This window comes from Micrococcus flavus, assembly GCF_014204815.1.
Lineage (GTDB): Bacteria > Actinomycetota > Actinomycetes > Actinomycetales > Micrococcaceae > Micrococcus > Micrococcus flavus.
In genome coordinates this window covers 1,621,606-1,637,501 of the sequence record NZ_JACHMC010000001.1, presented here as the reverse complement: position 1 = coordinate 1,637,501, position 15,896 = coordinate 1,621,606, and the positions used below count along the sequence as shown (strand labels likewise).

The following is a 15,896-nucleotide window of genomic DNA, read 5'->3' as shown; positions in this document are numbered from 1 at the left end:
GGGACGTCCGGCGGCCGCGCCGGAAGCCTCGACCCCCTCGTGAGGAGCACCCCGTGCCTGTGAGCCTTGGAATGCCGTCCGCCCCGCCGCCCGTGCTGGCCCCCCGCCGGCCCACCCGGCAGATCCAGGTGGGGCGCGTGGGCGTGGGCTCGCAGCACCAGGTCTCGGTGCAGTCCATGACCACCACCAAGACGCACGACATCGGCGCCACCCTCCAGCAGATCGCCGAGCTCACCGCCGCCGGCTGCGACATCGTCCGCGTGGCCTGCCCCACGGACAAGGACGCGGACGCGCTGAAGATCATCGCGCAGCAGTCCACCATCCCCGTGATCGCGGACATCCACTTCCAGCCGAAGTACGTGTTCGCCGCGATCGAGGCCGGCTGCGGCGCGGTGCGCGTGAACCCGGGCAACATCAAGAAGTTCGACGACAAGGTCAAGGAGATCGCGCAGGCGGCCACCGAGCACGGCACGTCGCTGCGCATCGGGGTCAACGCCGGGTCCCTGGACCCGCGCCTGCTGCAGAAGCACGGCAAGGCCACGCCGGAGGCCCTCGTGGAGTCGGCCGTGTGGGAGGCGTCGCTGTTCGAGGAGCACGGCTTCCAGGACTTCAAGATCTCGGTGAAGCACAACGACCCGGTGATCATGGCCCGCGCCTACGAGCTGCTGGCGGAGCAGGGCGACTGGCCGCTGCACCTCGGCGTGACCGAGGCCGGCCCCGCGTTCCAGGGCACCATCAAGTCCGCCACCGCGTTCGGCTACCTGCTCGGCAAGGGCATCGGGGACACCATCCGCGTGTCCCTCTCCGCCCCGCCGGTCGAGGAGATCAAGGTCGGCCTGCAGATCCTGCAGTCGCTGAACCTGCGGGAGCGCAAGCTGGAGATCGTGTCCTGCCCGTCGTGCGGCCGCGCCCAGGTGGACGTCTACACCCTGGCGGAGGAGGTCACGGAGGGCCTCAAGGACGTCACCGTCCCGCTGCGCGTGGCCGTCATGGGCTGCGTGGTGAACGGCCCGGGCGAGGCCCGCGAGGCGGACCTCGGCGTGGCCTCCGGCAACGGCAAGGGGCAGATCTTCGTCAAGGGCGAGGTCATCCGCACCGTGCCCGAAGACCAGATCGTGGACACCCTCGTCGAGGAGGCCCGCCGCATCGCGGCCGAGATGGGCCACCAGGAGGACGGCGGTGAGGCGCCTGCCGCCGGTGCCCCGACGGTCTCCGTCCACTGACCGGGACGTCCGCGCCGTCTCGGACGGCCGCGTCCGCCCGCTGACGGACGCGGACACCGCGGCGCTCGCCGCCCTCGCGGCGCGGGACCCGGTGTCCAACGTCTACGTCGAGTCCCTCCTCGAGGCCGGCCGCCTGGCCGGTCCCCGCGGCGGCGCGGACGGCACCCTGTTCCTCGGCGCGGAGGACCCGGCCCGGCCCGGTGAGCTGCGCTCCGCCGTGTGGGTGGGCTCCACCGTGGTCCCCGTGGCCGGGGACGACGACGACGCCCCGGCCCTCGCGGCCGCCGTCGCCGCCCTGCGCCGCCGGTTCGCCTCCGTGTACGGTCCGGCATCGGTGGTCCTGCCGATCGGTGCGGCGCTGCGCGCCGCCGGCCACCGCCCGCGCGCCGTCCGGGAGGACCAGCCCCTGCTCGTGCGGGGGGAGCGGGGTGCGCCTCTCCGGGACGAGGCGGCCCCGCGTGTCGGCGTCGTCCCCGCGACCCCGGAGGACCTGGACGCGGTCGTGCCGGCCAGCGCCGCGATGTTCGAGGAGGAGCTCGGCTTCTCCCCGTTCCTCACGGGAGCGGCCCAGTACCGGGACCGGGTCCGGCGCCTGGTGGCCGACGGCCGGGTGATGCACGCCCCGGGCCGCCCCGTGGACGGGGACCCCACCTCGGGGGTGCTGTTCAAGGCGGACATCGGCCTGCTGTCCTCCCGCTGCGCCCAGATCCAGGGCGTGTGGCTCCACCCGGGGCACCGCGGCCGCGGCCTGGCCGTGCCCGCCATGGCCGAGGCCGTCCGGCTGATCGCCCGCCGTGCGCCCCGGGTGAGCCTGTACGTGAACGCGTTCAACACCCCGGCGCTGCGCACGTACGCGCGGGTGGGGTTCGAGCAGCGGGGCACCTTCGCCACCGTCCTGTACTGACGGCCGATAGGATCGGGCCACCACGGCGCGGCCGCACGTCCGCCGCGCACCCCACCCGGCGCCCGAAGGAGGCCCACCCATGCCCCTGCGCATGTCCACCCTGTTCCTGCGGACCCTGCGGGACGACCCGGCCGACGCCGAGGTGGCCAGCCACCGGCTGCTGGTGCGCGCGGGCTACATCCGCCGAGCCGCCCCCGGCATCTACACCTGGCTGCCGCTGGGCCTGAAGGTGCTCGCGAAGGTGGAGGCCGTCATCCGCGAGGAGATGGACGCGATCGGCGGCCAGGAGGTCCACTTCCCGGCGCTGCTGCCCCGCGAGCCCTACGAGGCCACCGGCCGCTGGGACGAGTACGGGGACGGGCTGTTCCGCCTGCAGGACCGCAAGGAGAACGACTACCTCCTGGCGCCCACGCACGAGGAGATGTTCACCCTCCTCGTGAAGGACCTCTACTCGTCCTACAAGGACCTGCCCGCGTACCTGTACCAGATCCAGACGAAGTACCGGGACGAGGCCCGTCCGCGGGCCGGCCTGCTGCGCGGCCGGGAGTTCGTCATGAAGGACTCCTACTCCTTCACCGTGGACGACGCCGGCCTCGACGTCGCGTACGAGGCCCACCGCGCCGCCTACCTGCGCATCTTCGAGCGCCTCGGCCTCGAGGTCGTGCCGGTGAGGGCGACCTCCGGCGCCATGGGCGGCTCCCGCTCGGAGGAGTTCCTCCACCCCACCGAGGTCGGCGAGGACACCTTCGTGGAGTCCGACGGCGGCTACCGCGCCAACGTGGAGGCCGTCACCACCGTGGCCCCCGAGGCCCTCACCGAGGAGCAGATGGCGGCCCTGCCGGCCGCTGAGGTGAACGACACCCCGGACTCCACGACCATCGCCGCCCTCGTGGACGTGGCGAACTCCCTGCAGCCCCGCGAGGACCGCGCGTGGGAGGCCGCGGACACGCTCAAGTGCGTCGTCCTGACGGCGGTCGTCGACGGCGGCGAGCGCCGCCGGTTCGTCGTCGCCGTGCCCGGCGACCGCGAGGTGGACCTCAAGCGCCTCGAGGCGTCGGTGGGTCCGGCCCTCGGCGTCATCGGCGAGCCCACGCTCGAGGCCGCCACCGCCGAGGACCTCGCGAAGCACCCTGCGCTCGTCCGGGGTTACATCGGCCCGGGCGCCGCCGGCGCGGTGGAGGGCACCCCCGTGCTGGGGGCCGAGGGCTCGGTATCCGGCCTGCCGTTGTTCGTGGACCCGCGCGTCGCCCCCGGCACCGTGTGGATCACGGGCGCGAACGCCCCCCAGCAGCACGTGTTCGGCCTCGTCGCCGGCCGTGACTTCCACTGGGACGGCGTCCTGGAGGCCACCGCGGTGCGCGAAGGCGCCCCCGCGCCGGACGGCTCGGGCCCGCTGCGCGCGCGCCGCGGCATGGAGATGGGCCACATCTTCCAGCTGGGCCGCAAGTACGCCGAGGCCCTGGACCTGAAGGTCCTCGACGTCAACGGCAAGCAGGTCGTGGTGACCATGGGCTCGTACGGCATCGGCGTGACCCGCGCCGTGGCCGCGATCGCCGAGCGCTACCACGATGAGAAGGGCCTGGTCTGGCCCCGCGCGGTCGCGCCCGCGGACGTGCACGTGGTGGTGGCCACCAAGGGCGAGGACGGCGTGGCGGCCGCGCTCGCGCTGGCCGCCGAGCTGGAGGCCCATGGCCTGACGGTGCTCGTGGACGACCGCCCGAAGGTCAGCCCCGGCGTGAAGTTCAAGGACTTCGAGCTGATCGGCGTGCCCACGGCGGTGGTGGTCGGCCGCGGCCTGGCCGACGGGGAGCTCGAGCTCAAGGACCGCGCCACCGGGGAGGCCCGCCCGATCCGCGTGGACTCCGCCGCGGCCGAGGTTTTGGCCGTCGTCCGCCCCCGGGGCTGACCCGGACGCCCGCCGGCCATGGACCTCTTCGGGCCCGTCGAGCTCACCCTCGGCCTCGTGCTGCTGGTGCTGGTCGCGGGGTTCGCGGCCGGCTGGATCGACGCGGTGGTCGGCGGCGGCGGCCTGCTGCAGCTGCCGGTGATGCTCCTGGTGCCCGGGCTGAGCCCGGTCCAGGCGCTGGCCACCAACAAGATGGGCTCCGTCTTCGGAACGGCGGTGTCCGCGGCCACGTACACGCGCCGGGTGCGCCCGGACCTGCGCACGGCGCTGCCCATGGCCGGCGTCGCCCTGGTGTGCAGCCTGGGCGGCGCGGTGGTGGCCACGGTGCTCCCCGCCGCGGTGATCCGCCCGGTCATCCTCGTGGCACTCGTGGTGGTCCTGCTGGTCACGGCCCTGCGGCCGCAGATGGGTCTGACCCAGGGGCTGCGCCACACCGGTGCCGCCCATGCCGTGCGGGCCCTGGCGGTGGGCGCCGTCGTCGGCTTCTACGACGGCGTCCTCGGCCCCGGCACGGGCACGTTCCTCATCCTGGGCCTGGTGGGGGTGCTCGGCTACGACTTCCTGCAGGCCTCCGCGAAGGCCAAGATCGTGAACCTCGCCACCAACCTCGGGGCGCTGGCCTTCTTCCTCCCCGCCGGCCACGCGGTGCTCGGGCTGGGGCTCCTGCTCGGCCTCGCGAACCTCACCGGCGGCTACGTCGGCGCCCGCATGGCGATCGCCCGCGGCGCCGGCTTCATCCGCGTCGTGTTCCTGACGGTGGTCGCGGCGCTGATCGTACGCCTGGGCTGGGACGTGCTGGCCCCGCTGGCGGCCTGACGCCCCGCGCCGGCCCGCGTACAGTGGCCGTGCCGCGGACCGCGGCGCCCCGCCCCGCCCGACCCCGCCTGGAGGATCCATGGACCGCACGCCGGAGACCGCCCCCGCCGCCCCCGCCGAGCTGGAGGCCCTGATCGCGGACGCCCTCGCGCACCGGGGCGTCGTGGTGGAGTCCGTGCGCGTGGCGGGCGCCGCGGCCACGCCCACCGTGGAGGTCCTCCTGGACCGCGCGGAGGGCACGGAGGGGCTCAGCCTGGACGAGGTCGCCGAGCTCTCCGGACTGGTCTCCGCCGCCCTCGACGCCCAGGGCGCGCACGTGCCCGGCGTCGGCACGGGGGAGTACGTGCTGGAGGTGGGCACGGTCGGCGTCGACCGACCGCTGACCGAGCCGCGCCACTGGGCCCGGGCCGTGGGCCGCCTCGTGGAGGTGAGCGTCGACCGGGCGCTGCCCGTCACCGCGCGCGTGCTCGCCGTGGAGCCGGTGGGCGTCGAGCTGCAGACCGTCCGGGCCGGCGCCAAGAAGGGGATGCGGCCCAAGGTGCTGCCCGCCGAGCACGTGCCCTTCGACCGGCTCGGCCCCGGACGGGTCCAGGTAGAGTGGTCGACCGCCCAGGACGCCGACGGCTCCGGGGCATCGGACACGGCAGAGCACACGGAGGCCTGAGTTGGACATCGACATGAGCGCGCTGCGCATGCTGGTCGCGGAGCGGGACATCCCCCTGGACCGTCTCGTGCCGGCCATCGAGCAGGCCCTGCTGATGGCCTACCAGCGCACCCCCGGCGCCATCCGCGGCGCCCGCGTGGAGCTGGACCGCGCCACCGGCCACGTGACGGTGTGGGCGCCCGAGGTGGACGACGACGGCACGCGGGTGGGCGAGTTCGACGACACCCCCAACGGCTTCGGCCGCATCGCCGCCTCCACGGCGCGGCAGGTCATCTTCCAGCGCCTGCGGGACGCGGACGACGCGAAGGTGCTCGGCGAGTTCAAGGACCGCGAGGGCCAGCTCGTCTCCGGCGTGATCCAGCAGGGCACCCACCGGCACATGGTCCAGGTGGACCTCGGCACCCTCGAGGCGGTGCTGCCGCCGCCCGAGCAGGTCCCGGGCGAGGAGTACCGTCACGGCCGCCGCCTGCGCGCCGTGATCATCTCGGCCACCCGCGGCCCCAAGGGCCCTTCCGTCACGCTCTCCCGCTCGCACCCGGACCTCGTGCGCCGCCTGTTCGCCCTCGAGGTCCCGGAGATCGCCGAGGGGGTGGTGGAGATCACCGCCCTGGCCCGCGAGGCCGGACACCGCACCAAGATGGCGGTCCGGGCCACCCGCGCCGGCGTGAACCCCAAGGGCGCGGCGATCGGCGAGATGGGCACCCGCGTGCGGGCCGTGATGGCCGAGCTCGGCGGGGAGAAGATCGACATCGTGGAGCACTCGGACGACCCGGCCGAGATGATCGCCCACGCCCTGTCCCCGGCCCGGACCGTGTCGGTGGAGATCCTGGACGAGGCCCAGCACTCCGCCCGCGTGACCGTGCCCCAGCACCAGCTCTCCCTCGCCATCGGCAAGGAGGGGCAGAACGCCCGCCTGGCCGCCCGCCTGACCGGCTGGCGCATCGACATCGTGGGCGACGCCCCGCAGGGGGGCGGAGCCCCCGCCCCGGCCGCGCCCGAGCAGTCCTGAGACCTGCGGACCGGCGGACGCGCTAGGATGGCTGAGGTCCATTCTCGTTCCGGCGCCCGCAGGAGGCTGAACGCATGACGTCCAGGACGGTCGTGCGCACCTGCGTCGGGTGCCGAGCCGAGGTGGACCGGACAGAGCTGGTGCGCGTGGCGCTGGACCCGTCGACGGAACCCCCGTCCGTCGTCTGGGACCGGAGCCGACGCCGTCCCGGACGCGGTGCCTGGCTGCACCCCGGACCGGAGTGCCTGCAGCTCGCCCTGCGCCGTCGTGCGTTCCACCGGGCCTTCCGTGGCCCCGTGGATCCCGACGGACTCATGGCGGAGCCGCAGGCCACCCACGAGGCCCCGCAGGGGCCGGGCGGGACGGAGCACGCCGCGCCGGCTGACAGACCGACAGATGAAGGCGGGTCAGAGATCTGATGCGTACCCGATGAGCACTGAAGCATGAGTGCCCAGCGATGAACTTCACCCCCTGCTATCAGGCAGGCCGCGACGCGCACGCCCGGACGGCGGACGCGACGGCCTGGACAGACGTCAACGGTCTCGCGACGCGCTGACCGGCGCCCCACGGCTCCGGCGGCCCGCGAGGCCAGAACAGGAGAACCGTGGCAAAGGTCCGCGTCCATGAGCTCGCCAAGGAGCTCGGCATCACCTCGAAGGAGGCCTTGAGCACCCTCAAGGACATGGGGGAGTTCGTCTCCTCCGCCTCCTCCACCATCGAGCCCCCCGTGGTCAAGAAGCTGCGCGGCGCCTACGCCGGCGCCGCTAAGGGCTCTCCGACCTCCGGCGGCCCGGGCCAGGGCTCGCCGAAGTCCGGGGCCCCCACCCCGAAGGCCGGCCAGGGTCCCAAGCCCGGCCAGAAGGCCACCCCCACCCCCGGAGCGGCGCCCAAGCCGGGTCAGAAGCCGGCCCCCGCCCCGGCGGCGCCGGCCCAGCCGAAGGCCGAGACCCCGGCGCAGCCGAAGGCCGAGGCCCCGCGCCCCGCCGGTCCCGCCGCGCCCACGCCGGCGGCCGCCGCCCCCAAGCCCGGCGCAACCGCCCCGAAGCCGGGCGGTGCCAAGCCGGGCGCCCCGCGCCCGGGGAACAACCCGTTCACCTCCAAGGGCGCCGCCGGCGGCCAGGGCGGCCCCCGTCCGGGCGCCCGTCCCGGCGGACGTCCGGGCGGCGCGCGTCCGGGCAACAACCCGTTCGCCCCGTCCCAGGGCATGCGCCAGGGCCGTGAGGACCGCGCCCCCCGTCCGGGCGGTCCCCGTCCGGCCGCGGGTGCGGGCGGTCCCCGTCCCGCCGCCGGTGCCGGTGGCCCCCGTCCGGGCGGTCCCCGTCCGGCCGCGGGTGCGGGCGGTCCGCGCCCGAACCCGGGCATGATGCCCAAGCAGATCACCCCTGCTCCGGCCCCCGGCCGCGGCGGCGGCGGTCGCGGCCGTCCCGGCGGCGGCCCCGGCGGCGGCCCCGGCCGTCCGGGCGGCGGTCCGAACCGCGGTCGCGGCAACGCGCAGGGTGCGTTCGGCCGCGGCGGCGGCGGCGCGCGCAAGGGGCGCAAGTCCAAGCGCGCGAAGCGCCAGGAGTTCGAGCAGCAGCACACGCGTGAGATCGGCGGCGTCAAGGTCCCCAAGGGCGACGGCACCACGATCCTGCGCCTGCGCCGCGGCGCGTCCCTGGCCGACTTCGCCGAGAAGATCCGCGCGGACGTCGCGGACCTCGTGAAGGTCCTCTTCACCCTGGGCGAGATGGCCTCGGCCAACCAGTCCCTCGACGAGGACACCTTCCAGCTGCTCGGCGACGAGCTGGGCTACAAGGTCCAGGTCGTGTCCCCGGAGGACGAGGACAAGGAGCTCCTGGAGGCCTTCGACATCGACCTCGAGGCCGAGGAGGCCAACGAGGACGCCGACGACCTCGTCGCGCGCCCCGCGGTGGTCACCGTCATGGGCCACGTGGACCACGGCAAGACCCGCCTGCTGGACGCGATCCGCAAGTCCAACGTCATCGCGGGCGAGGCCGGCGGCATCACCCAGCACATCGGCGCCTACCAGGTGCCGGTGGAGCACGAGGGCGAGGAGCGCCGCCTGACCTTCATCGACACCCCGGGTCACGAGGCGTTCACCGCCATGCGTGCCCGCGGTGCGAAGGTCACGGACATCGCGGTCCTCGTGGTCGCGGCCGACGACGGCGTCATGCCGCAGACGGTCGAGGCGCTGAACCACGCGCAGTCGGCGGACGTGCCGATCGTCGTGGCGGTCAACAAGATCGACAAGGACGGCGCGCAGCCGGACAAGATCCGCGGCCAGCTCACCGAGTACGGCATCGTGCCCGAGGAGTACGGCGGCGAGACGATGTTCGTGGACGTCTCCGCCCGCAACGGCCTCAACATCGACCAGCTCCTGGAGTCGATCCTGCTGACGGCGGACGCGGCCCTCGAGCTGACGGCGAACCCGGACAAGGACGCCCGCGGCGTGGCCATCGAGGCGAACCTCGACAAGGGCCGCGGCGCCGTCGCCACCGTGCTGGTGCAGACCGGCACCCTGCGCGTGGGCGACACGATGGTGGTGGGCTCCGCCCACGGCCGCGTGCGCGCCATGTTCGACGAGAACGGCAACCCCGTGGAGGAGGCCGACCCGTCGCGCCCCGTCCAGGTGCTGGGCCTGTCCTCGGTGCCGCGCGCCGGCGACTCGTTCCTGGTGACCGACGACGAGCGCACCGCCCGTCAGATCGCCGAGAAGCGCGAGGCGGCCGACCGCAACGCACAGCTCGCGAAGCGCCGCAAGCGCATCACGCTCGAGGACTTCGACCAGGCCGTGGCCGAGGGCAAGCTCGACACGCTCAACCTCATCATCAAGGGCGACGCCGCCGGTCCGGTGGAGGCGCTCGAGGACTCGCTCCTCAAGATCGAGGTCGGCGAGGACGAGGTGCAGCTGCGCGTCATCCACCGTGGCGTCGGCGCGATCACCCAGAACGACGTCAACCTGGCCACCGTGGACAACGCCATCATCATCGGCTTCAACGTGCGTCCCGCCGAGCGGGTCGCCGACCTGGCCGACCGCGAGGGCGTGGACATGCGGTTCTACTCCGTCATCTACGACGCGATCGACGACATCGAGAACGCCCTCAAGGGCATGCTCAAGCCGGAGTACGAGGAGGTCGCGCTGGGCTCGGCCGAGGTGCGCGAGGTGTTCCGCTCCTCCAAGTGGGGCGCGATCGCCGGCTCGCTGGTGCGCTCGGGCCTCATCCGCCGCAACGCCCAGGCCCGCCTGGTGCGCGACGGCAGCGTGGTGGCCGACAACCTCAGGATCGAGTCCCTGCGCCGCTTCAAGGACGACGCCACCGAGGTGCGCGACGGCTACGAGTGCGGCATCGGCCTCGGCAACTTCAACGACATCAAGGAGGGCGACGTGATCGAGACCTTCGAGATGCAGGAGAAGCCACGCGCCTGAGCGTCCGACGACGGGGCGGGGCGCCGGTGACGGCGCCCCGCCCCGCGGACCCGGAAGCGTGGCACGGAAGGAGACTGACATGGCCGATCCGGCCCGCGCAGGCCGCCTGGCCCAGCGCATCAAGGTCCTCGTCGCGGAGGCGCTGCGGCGCGCCGTGAAGGACGACCGCGTGGAGCCCGTCACCGTGACGGAGGTCCGCGTGACCAACGACCTGCAGCATGCGAGCGTGTACTACACGGTCCTCGGGGACGAGGCCACCGTGGCCGCCGCCCACGAGGCGATCCAGGAGAACCGCGGCGTGCTGCGTCGCGAGGTGGGCCGTGGGCTCACCATCCGCCTGGTCCCGACCCTCGAGTTCGTGCCCGACACCGTCCCCGAGGCGGCCGCGCACCTCGAGGACGTGCTGCGCGCCGCCAAGGAGCGGGACGCCGAGCTGGCCCGTGCCCGCGAGGGCGCCCAGTACGCCGGCGAGGCGGACCCCTACCGGACGTCGGACGACGACGAGCAGGCGTGAGGCACGGCTGACATGACCGCACGCACCGCACACGGACCGACCCCCGACGCCCCGGGCACCGAGGCGTCGGGGGTCGTCCTCGTCGACAAGCCGGCCGGGTGGACCTCGCACGACGTCGTCGGGCGGGTCCGCAGGCTGGCCGGCACCCGCAAGGTCGGCCACGCCGGCACCCTCGACCCCATGGCCACGGGTCTGCTCGTGGTGGGGGTCAACAAGGCCACCCGCCTGCTCACCGCCATCACCGGCACGGACAAGGCCTACACGGCCACCATCCGGCTGGGGCAGTCCACCCTCACGGACGACGCCGAGGGCGAGGTGATCGCCACCCGCCTGGCGAACGCCGTCACCCCCGAGCGGGTGGCCGAGCAGGTCGCCGCGCTGACGGGCACCATCTCCCAGGTCCCCTCGGCCGTGTCCGCCGTCAAGGTGGGCGGGCGGAAGGCGTACGACCGCGTCCGCGCAGGCGAGGACGTGCAGCTGGCCCCCCGGGAGGTCACCGTGCACGCCTTCGACGTGGCGGACTTCCGGCGGCTCGACGACGGCCGCACCGTCGACCTGGACGTCACCGTCCGCTGCACCTCCGGCACGTACATCCGGGCCCTGGCCCGGGACCTCGGCGAGGCCCTGGACACCGGCGGGCACCTCACGGCGCTGCGCCGCACCGCCGTGGGCCCCTTCGACGTGGCCGACGCCGTGGGCCTGGACGCCCTGGCGGAGCGCTTCGTGATGACCGAGCTCTCCGACGCCGCGGCGGGGCTCTTCCCGGTCCGCGAGCTCACCGCCGACGAGGCCCGGGAGCTGTCCTTCGGCCGCGCGATCGCGCCGACCGGCACCGGCGGCGCGGCGCCCGCCGAGGGTGCGCCGTCGTCGTCGGGGAAGGCCCCCGCGGACCTCGTGGCCGGCCGCGCTCCGGACGGCACCGTGGTGGCCCTCCTGCAGGACGGCCGCCGTGCAGGACGGGACGTCGCCCGCCCGCACCTGGTGTTCGCGCCCGCGGAGGGCGAGGGGAAGGGAGGGGCGTCGTGATCCTCGACACCTGGTTCTGGGCCGGCACCGCGGTGGGGGTCCTCTCGCTGCTGGTGTGCCTGGCCATGACGGCGCTGCGCACGCACCCGGCGGACGCCTCCATCGTGTCCGTGGCGGCGGTGGAGCTGTTCCTGCTCGTCTACGGTGTGGTGGGGGCGTTCCGCCAGCTGGGGGGAGACCCCCTGAACGGTCCCGTGTGGGAGTTCTGGGGGTACGTGCTCACGGCGCTCGTGGTCCCGGTGATCGCGGTGCTCTGGGCGGCCTCGGACAGGACCCGGTGGGCGAACCTCGTGCTCGCGGTGGTCGGCCCCACGGTGGTGGTCATGCTCCACCGCATGCAGGTCATCTGGTACGGACAGTGGTGAGCCGGACAGCCCGGCAGGACGGAGAGGAGTCCGCGATGGCATCCAGCACGACGGCGACGCCGACGCGCCCCGCGCGCAACCAGGGGCTCGGCCGCATCCTCGTGATGGTCTACGCCGTGTTCGCGCTCTCCGCGTTCGCCCGCAGCCTGTTCCAGATCCTCAGCCAGTTCGACGTGGCCCCCGTGGCGTACCTGCTCTCCGCGTTCGCGGCGGTGGTCTACGTCGTGGCCACGCTGTCCCTGGCCCGCTCGGGGCCCGGCGCGTGGCGCGTGGCCCTGGCGGCCGTGCTGGTGGAGCTGGCCGGCGTCGTGGGCGTGGGCCTGTGGACCGTCCTGGACCCGGGACTGTTCGCGGACGAGACCGTGTGGTCCCGCTTCGGCGCGGGCTACGGGTACGTGCCGCTCGTGCTGCCGCTGGTGGGCCTGGCCTGGCTGCTGGCGCACCGTCCGGATCGATCGGACGCGGCCGCGTCCCGTGAGGAGCGCTGAATGCAGGTCTGGAACTCGATGACGGAGGTCCCGACGGACCTGCCCCGCACCGTCGTGGCGCTCGGCAACTTCGACGGCGTCCACCGCGGGCACCGGGCCGTGCTGAGGCGCGTGGTGGAGCTCGCCCGGGCCGAGGACGCCATGTCCGTGGCGGTGACCTTCACCCCGCACCCCCGGGTGGTGCACCAGCCGGACGCCCCGCACGAGGAGATCCTCAGCCCCGAGCAGCGCGCGGTGTTCCTCGCCGAGACCGGGATCGACGCGCTGTTCCTGCAGCGCTACACGCTGGACTTCGCCGCGCAGACGCCCGAGGAGTTCGTCCTCTCCCTGTTCGTGCGCGGCCTGCGGGCGTGCGCCGTGGTGGTGGGCCGGGACGTCCGGTTCGGGAAGGACAACGCCGGCGACTTCGCGGAGATGGTCCGCCTCGGCCGGGAGCACGGCTTCGCGGTGGCCGCCGTGGACGACCTGCCCGCGGAGGACGGCGACGGCGACGCGCGCCGCTGCTCCTCGACCTGGATCCGGGAGCTGCTGGCGGACGGGGAGGTGGCCCAGGCGGCCCACGTGCTCGGCCGCAACCACGTGGTGGCCGGCCAGGTGGTCCACGGGTTCGCCCGGGGCCGCGAGCTGGGCTTCCCCACGGCCAACCTCCAGACGGACGTGGCGGGCATGATCCCCGCGGACGGCGTGTACGCCGGCTGGCTGCACGACGCCGAGGGGACCGCCTGGCCGGCGGCCGTCTCGATCGGCTCCAACCCCACGTTCGAGGGCGTGGCCCGTGTGGTGGAGGCCCACGTGATCGACCGCCCCGTCGAGCGCGTGGAGGACTTCGACCTCTACGGCCAGCTGGTCGAGGTCGAGTTCGTGGCGCGCCTGCGCGGCATGGTGGCCTACGAGGGCGTCGAGAAGCTGGTCGCGCAGATGCATCAGGACGTGGACCAGGCACGCGCGATCCTGGACGCCGCGCCGCAGCCGCCCGGCCGTGCCTGAGCCCGCCCCGGACCGGCCGACCCCGAACCTGCCGCGCCGCACCGCCCGGCCGGACCGTGCCGCGCCCAACGCGTTCGGACTCGGCGGGGCGGCCGTGGGGGAGCACTACGACGCCGTCCGGCCGTCCTACCCCGCGGAGGCGGTGGACTGGGTGCTCGCGGGGATGCCCGGCGGGGAGTCCGACCGTGGCCGGGATGTCGTGGAGACGGGCGCAGGGACGGGGTTGTTCACCCGCCTGCTGGCGGCGTGCCCGGCCGAACGGGTGCGCACGGTGACAGCGGTGGAGCCCTCCTCGCCCATGCGCGCAGTCCTGGAGCGCGAGGTCGTCGCCGGCTCCGGCGGCCGCGTCCGCGCCGTCCCCGGCACGGGGGAGGCCACCGGCCTGCCGGCGGCGGGCGCCGACGTCGTGGTGGCGGCCCAGGCCTGGCACTGGATGGACCCGCGGGCGGCGTCCACGGAGGCCGCCCGGGTGCTGCGCCCGGGCGGACGCCTGGCGGCGGTGTGGAACCAGCTCGACGTCACGGTGCCGTGGGTGCACCGGCTCACCCGGATCATGCACGCCGGGGACGTGCACGCCGTGCACCCGGAGCGCCGCCGGTTCGCCGTGCCCTTCGGGACGGAGGAGCACGCCGCCTGGTCGTGGCAGGACACCACGACGCCGGCCGGGCTGCACGCCCTCATGGCCTCCCGCGCGTCCTGGCTGCGGGCGGACGAGCAGGTCCGCGCCCGGATGACGGCGAACCTGGCCTGGTATCTCCACGAGCACCTCGGCCACGGGGCGGACGAGCGGATCGCCCTGCCCTATGTGACCGTGGCGTGGCGGGCCGCCCGGCCCTGACGCGGGCTCAGGGGCGCGCGCCCACCGCGGCGGGCACCGTGCGCTCGACGCCGGCCCGCTTGGCCTGCCAGATCAGCAGCACGGTGGCGAGCGTGACCACGGCCGCGGAGAGCGCCGTGGCGAACGGGTCGCCCTGGGCGGAGTCCGTCACGTAGCTCTCCTTGTCCAGGCCGGTGAGCGAGCCGAACACGATGATCACGACGTTGTTCACCACGTGCAGGGCCACGGCCGCCTCGAGGCCGCCCGTGCGCCACGTGAGGATCACCGCGGCCACCGCGAAGACGGCCAGGTCCAGGAGGATCCACGGGTCCAGAGAGCCGTGGGCCAGGGCGAAGGCCACGGCGGACACCACGGCGGAGACCGCCACGGTCACCACGGGGCGGCGGATCCATGCGCCGATCGCCAGCATCACCCAGCCGCGGAAGAGGTACTCCTCGCCGGCGGCCTGGAAGGGTGTCAGCAGGAAGGCCATCACCAGCAGCCACACCCAGTCCTCGGCGCGGGGCAGGACGCGGGCGCCGTCGAGCAGCCACGCCCCCAGGATGTACACGACGAACAGCGGGAGCAGCACCAGGTGGGCGCGCAGCAGCCAGCGCCAGCGCACCCGCCCCTCCACGGAGTGCAGGAAGCGGGCCTGCACCGGGTGCGCCACCAGGACGGCGAGCAGCGCCACCCCGATCAGCGCGGCCAGCAGCAGGTTGTTGAGCAGCACCATGGGCGCGGAGAAGAACGCCAGCTCGAAGGCGGCCTCGGAGGGGCCGGCCTCGGACCACAGCTCCTCCGGATCCAGCTGGGCGAACAGCACGAGCGCCATGGGCACCAGGAGCAGGACCGACACCGCGGTGACGCCGGCCACGACCATCCCGAGGGACGCCAGCGGGTTCCACCAGCGGGCGCGCGGCGTGCGCATCAGCTCCGGGTAGGTGTGGCCGATCAGCGGCAGGTCCAGGGGCGCGGCGGGGGCGGAGGCCGGTGCGGGCCAGGGCGCGGGGGAGGGGGCGGGCGTGGGGAAGGCGGCCGGGGATGCCGGCGGCGGGGGAGGCGTCGTGGTCACGCACACAGACTAGGGACGGCCCGGGGAGATCGGCCTCCCCCGCAGGGATGAATCCGGCTCAGCTGATAGGATCACCCCTCAGGCCTCGCTGCAGTCCGCGGTGGAGAGGCCCCGTCGTGCGCCCTGCGGGGTGTGCGCGGCCCGTGTTCGCGGTACCACAGAGAAGGAGGCCTGCCATGGCCCTGGATCCCGCTGTGAAGCAGCAGATCATCAAGGAGTACGCCACCCACGAGGGCGACACCGGCTCCCCCGAGGTGCAGATCGCGGTCCTGTCGCGTCGCATCAAGGACCTGACCGAGCACCTCAAGGAGCACAAGCACGACCACCACACCCGCCGCGGTCTGATGGCCATGGTCGGTCGTCGTCGTCGCATGCTGGGCTACCTCAAGGACACCGACATCGAGCGCTACCGCTCGCTGATCGAGCGCCTCGGCCTGCGCAAGTGAGCCGGCCGGAGGGCGGCGCCCACGGCGGGGAGTGATCCCCGCGGGGCGCCGCCCTTCGTCTTCCCCGCCTCCGGTCGTTACCCTGGAGGAAGGCGCGCTGCTCCCGGCGGCGCGTCCACCACCGAACACCCGTTCCGCGCCGGACGCCGTCCGCGCGGGCACGCCGATCGCCCCGCCCCGTCGGATCGCGGTCCTCGACAGTGGCTCCCGGAGCCCCGCCATGCGCGGG

Annotated in this window: 16 protein-coding genes; 15 read left to right on the top strand and 1 reads right to left on the bottom strand. The window is 74.3% G+C overall.

What is annotated here, in order from left to right; all coding sequences use genetic code 11:
- Positions 1 to 71 precede the first annotated feature (71 nt).
- The 14 genes from ispG to BJ976_RS07535 all read left to right on the top strand — a co-directional run bounded on the left by ispG (position 72) and on the right by BJ976_RS07535 (position 14,167).
- Positions 72 to 1,223, top strand: coding sequence for a flavodoxin-dependent (E)-4-hydroxy-3-methylbut-2-enyl-diphosphate synthase (ispG, locus tag BJ976_RS07600; RefSeq protein ID WP_135028557.1), 1,152 nt, complete (start codon positions 72 to 74; stop codon positions 1,221 to 1,223).
- A complete protein-coding gene (locus BJ976_RS07595; RefSeq protein ID WP_135028559.1) occupies positions 1,198 to 2,127 on the top strand; it encodes a GNAT family N-acetyltransferase in 930 nt (309 codons plus the stop codon). Before ispG ends, BJ976_RS07595 begins: the two co-directional genes overlap by 26 nt.
- Before the next feature lie 79 nt (positions 2,128 to 2,206).
- Entirely contained in the window at positions 2,207 to 4,033 is a 1,827-nt protein-coding gene (locus BJ976_RS07590) for a proline--tRNA ligase (RefSeq protein ID WP_135028419.1), read from the top strand.
- A gap of 18 nt (positions 4,034 to 4,051) precedes the next feature.
- Positions 4,052 to 4,849: a sulfite exporter TauE/SafE family protein gene (locus BJ976_RS07585; RefSeq protein ID WP_135028417.1), complete on the top strand. Its 798-nt coding sequence runs from the start codon at positions 4,052 to 4,054 to the stop codon at positions 4,847 to 4,849.
- Between the two features lie 79 nt (positions 4,850 to 4,928).
- Positions 4,929 to 5,513 (top strand): ribosome maturation factor RimP, encoded by a 585-nt coding sequence (gene rimP, locus BJ976_RS07580; RefSeq protein ID WP_135028415.1) that lies wholly within the window; start codon positions 4,929 to 4,931, stop codon positions 5,511 to 5,513.
- A gap of 1 nt (position 5,514) precedes the next feature.
- Positions 5,515 to 6,522 (top strand): transcription termination factor NusA, encoded by a 1,008-nt coding sequence (nusA, locus tag BJ976_RS07575; RefSeq protein WP_135028413.1) that lies wholly within the window; start codon positions 5,515 to 5,517, stop codon positions 6,520 to 6,522.
- A 74-nt stretch (positions 6,523 to 6,596) separates the two neighbouring features.
- Positions 6,597 to 6,941 (top strand): YlxR family protein, encoded by a 345-nt coding sequence (locus tag BJ976_RS07570; RefSeq protein WP_135028411.1) that lies wholly within the window; start codon positions 6,597 to 6,599, stop codon positions 6,939 to 6,941.
- Positions 6,942 to 7,126: 185 nt separating this feature from the next.
- Positions 7,127 to 9,949, top strand: a complete 2,823-nt coding sequence (infB, locus tag BJ976_RS07565; RefSeq protein ID WP_135028409.1) for a translation initiation factor IF-2 — start codon at positions 7,127 to 7,129, stop codon at positions 9,947 to 9,949.
- Between the two features lie 79 nt (positions 9,950 to 10,028).
- A complete protein-coding gene (rbfA, locus tag BJ976_RS07560) occupies positions 10,029 to 10,463 on the top strand; it encodes a 30S ribosome-binding factor RbfA (protein ID WP_135028407.1) in 435 nt (144 codons plus the stop codon).
- Positions 10,464 to 10,475: 12 nt separating this feature from the next.
- Positions 10,476 to 11,489, top strand: a complete 1,014-nt coding sequence (truB, locus tag BJ976_RS07555; protein ID WP_135028405.1) for a tRNA pseudouridine(55) synthase TruB — start codon at positions 10,476 to 10,478, stop codon at positions 11,487 to 11,489.
- A complete protein-coding gene (locus tag BJ976_RS07550; RefSeq protein WP_135028404.1) occupies positions 11,486 to 11,854 on the top strand; it encodes a hypothetical protein in 369 nt (122 codons plus the stop codon). The genes truB and BJ976_RS07550 overlap by 4 nt, the downstream gene beginning before the upstream one ends.
- A gap of 35 nt (positions 11,855 to 11,889) precedes the next feature.
- Positions 11,890 to 12,342, top strand: a complete 453-nt coding sequence (locus BJ976_RS07545) for a hypothetical protein (protein ID WP_135028402.1) — start codon at positions 11,890 to 11,892, stop codon at positions 12,340 to 12,342.
- Complete coding sequence (locus BJ976_RS07540) at positions 12,343 to 13,329, top strand: bifunctional riboflavin kinase/FAD synthetase (RefSeq protein WP_135028401.1); 987 nt, start codon at positions 12,343 to 12,345, stop codon at positions 13,327 to 13,329.
- The gene (locus tag BJ976_RS07535; RefSeq protein ID WP_135028399.1) at positions 13,322 to 14,167 is read left to right on the top strand and encodes a class I SAM-dependent methyltransferase; all 846 of its coding nucleotides are present in this window, start codon (positions 13,322 to 13,324) and stop codon (positions 14,165 to 14,167) included. Before BJ976_RS07540 ends, BJ976_RS07535 begins: the two co-directional genes overlap by 8 nt.
- Before the next feature lie 7 nt (positions 14,168 to 14,174).
- On the opposite strand, the gene BJ976_RS07530 is transcribed toward BJ976_RS07535, so the two are convergent.
- On the bottom strand, positions 14,175 to 15,221 hold the full coding sequence (locus BJ976_RS07530) for a CPBP family glutamic-type intramembrane protease (RefSeq protein ID WP_229667132.1): 1,047 nt from the start codon (positions 15,219 to 15,221) through the stop codon (positions 14,175 to 14,177).
- A 176-nt stretch (positions 15,222 to 15,397) separates the two neighbouring features.
- Here BJ976_RS07530 and rpsO point away from each other — a divergent pair, with 176 nt between their 5' ends.
- Positions 15,398 to 15,667, top strand: a complete 270-nt coding sequence (rpsO, locus tag BJ976_RS07525; protein WP_070639323.1) for a 30S ribosomal protein S15 — start codon at positions 15,398 to 15,400, stop codon at positions 15,665 to 15,667.
- Positions 15,668 to 15,896 lie beyond the last annotated feature (229 nt).

What these genes read in the sequence shown, in the direction of transcription:
- BJ976_RS07590 (WP_135028419.1), top strand. Translation starts at nt 2,207, where the DNA reads ATGCCCCTGCGCATGTCCACCCTGTTCCTGCGGACCCTGCGGGACGAC.
- ispG (WP_135028557.1), top strand. Translation starts at nt 72, where the DNA reads ATGCCGTCCGCCCCGCCGCCCGTGCTGGCCCCCCGCCGGCCCACCCGG.
- truB (WP_135028405.1), top strand. Translation starts at nt 10,476, where the DNA reads ATGACCGCACGCACCGCACACGGACCGACCCCCGACGCCCCGGGCACC.
- rbfA (WP_135028407.1), top strand. Translation starts at nt 10,029, where the DNA reads ATGGCCGATCCGGCCCGCGCAGGCCGCCTGGCCCAGCGCATCAAGGTC.
- BJ976_RS07585 (WP_135028417.1), top strand. Translation starts at nt 4,052, where the DNA reads ATGGACCTCTTCGGGCCCGTCGAGCTCACCCTCGGCCTCGTGCTGCTG.
- BJ976_RS07540 (WP_135028401.1), top strand. Translation starts at nt 12,343, where the DNA reads ATGCAGGTCTGGAACTCGATGACGGAGGTCCCGACGGACCTGCCCCGC.
- rimP (WP_135028415.1), top strand. Translation starts at nt 4,929, where the DNA reads ATGGACCGCACGCCGGAGACCGCCCCCGCCGCCCCCGCCGAGCTGGAG.
- BJ976_RS07545 (WP_135028402.1), top strand. Translation starts at nt 11,890, where the DNA reads ATGGCATCCAGCACGACGGCGACGCCGACGCGCCCCGCGCGCAACCAG.
- BJ976_RS07570 (WP_135028411.1), top strand. Translation starts at nt 6,597, where the DNA reads ATGACGTCCAGGACGGTCGTGCGCACCTGCGTCGGGTGCCGAGCCGAG.
- rpsO (WP_070639323.1), top strand. Translation starts at nt 15,398, where the DNA reads ATGGCCCTGGATCCCGCTGTGAAGCAGCAGATCATCAAGGAGTACGCC.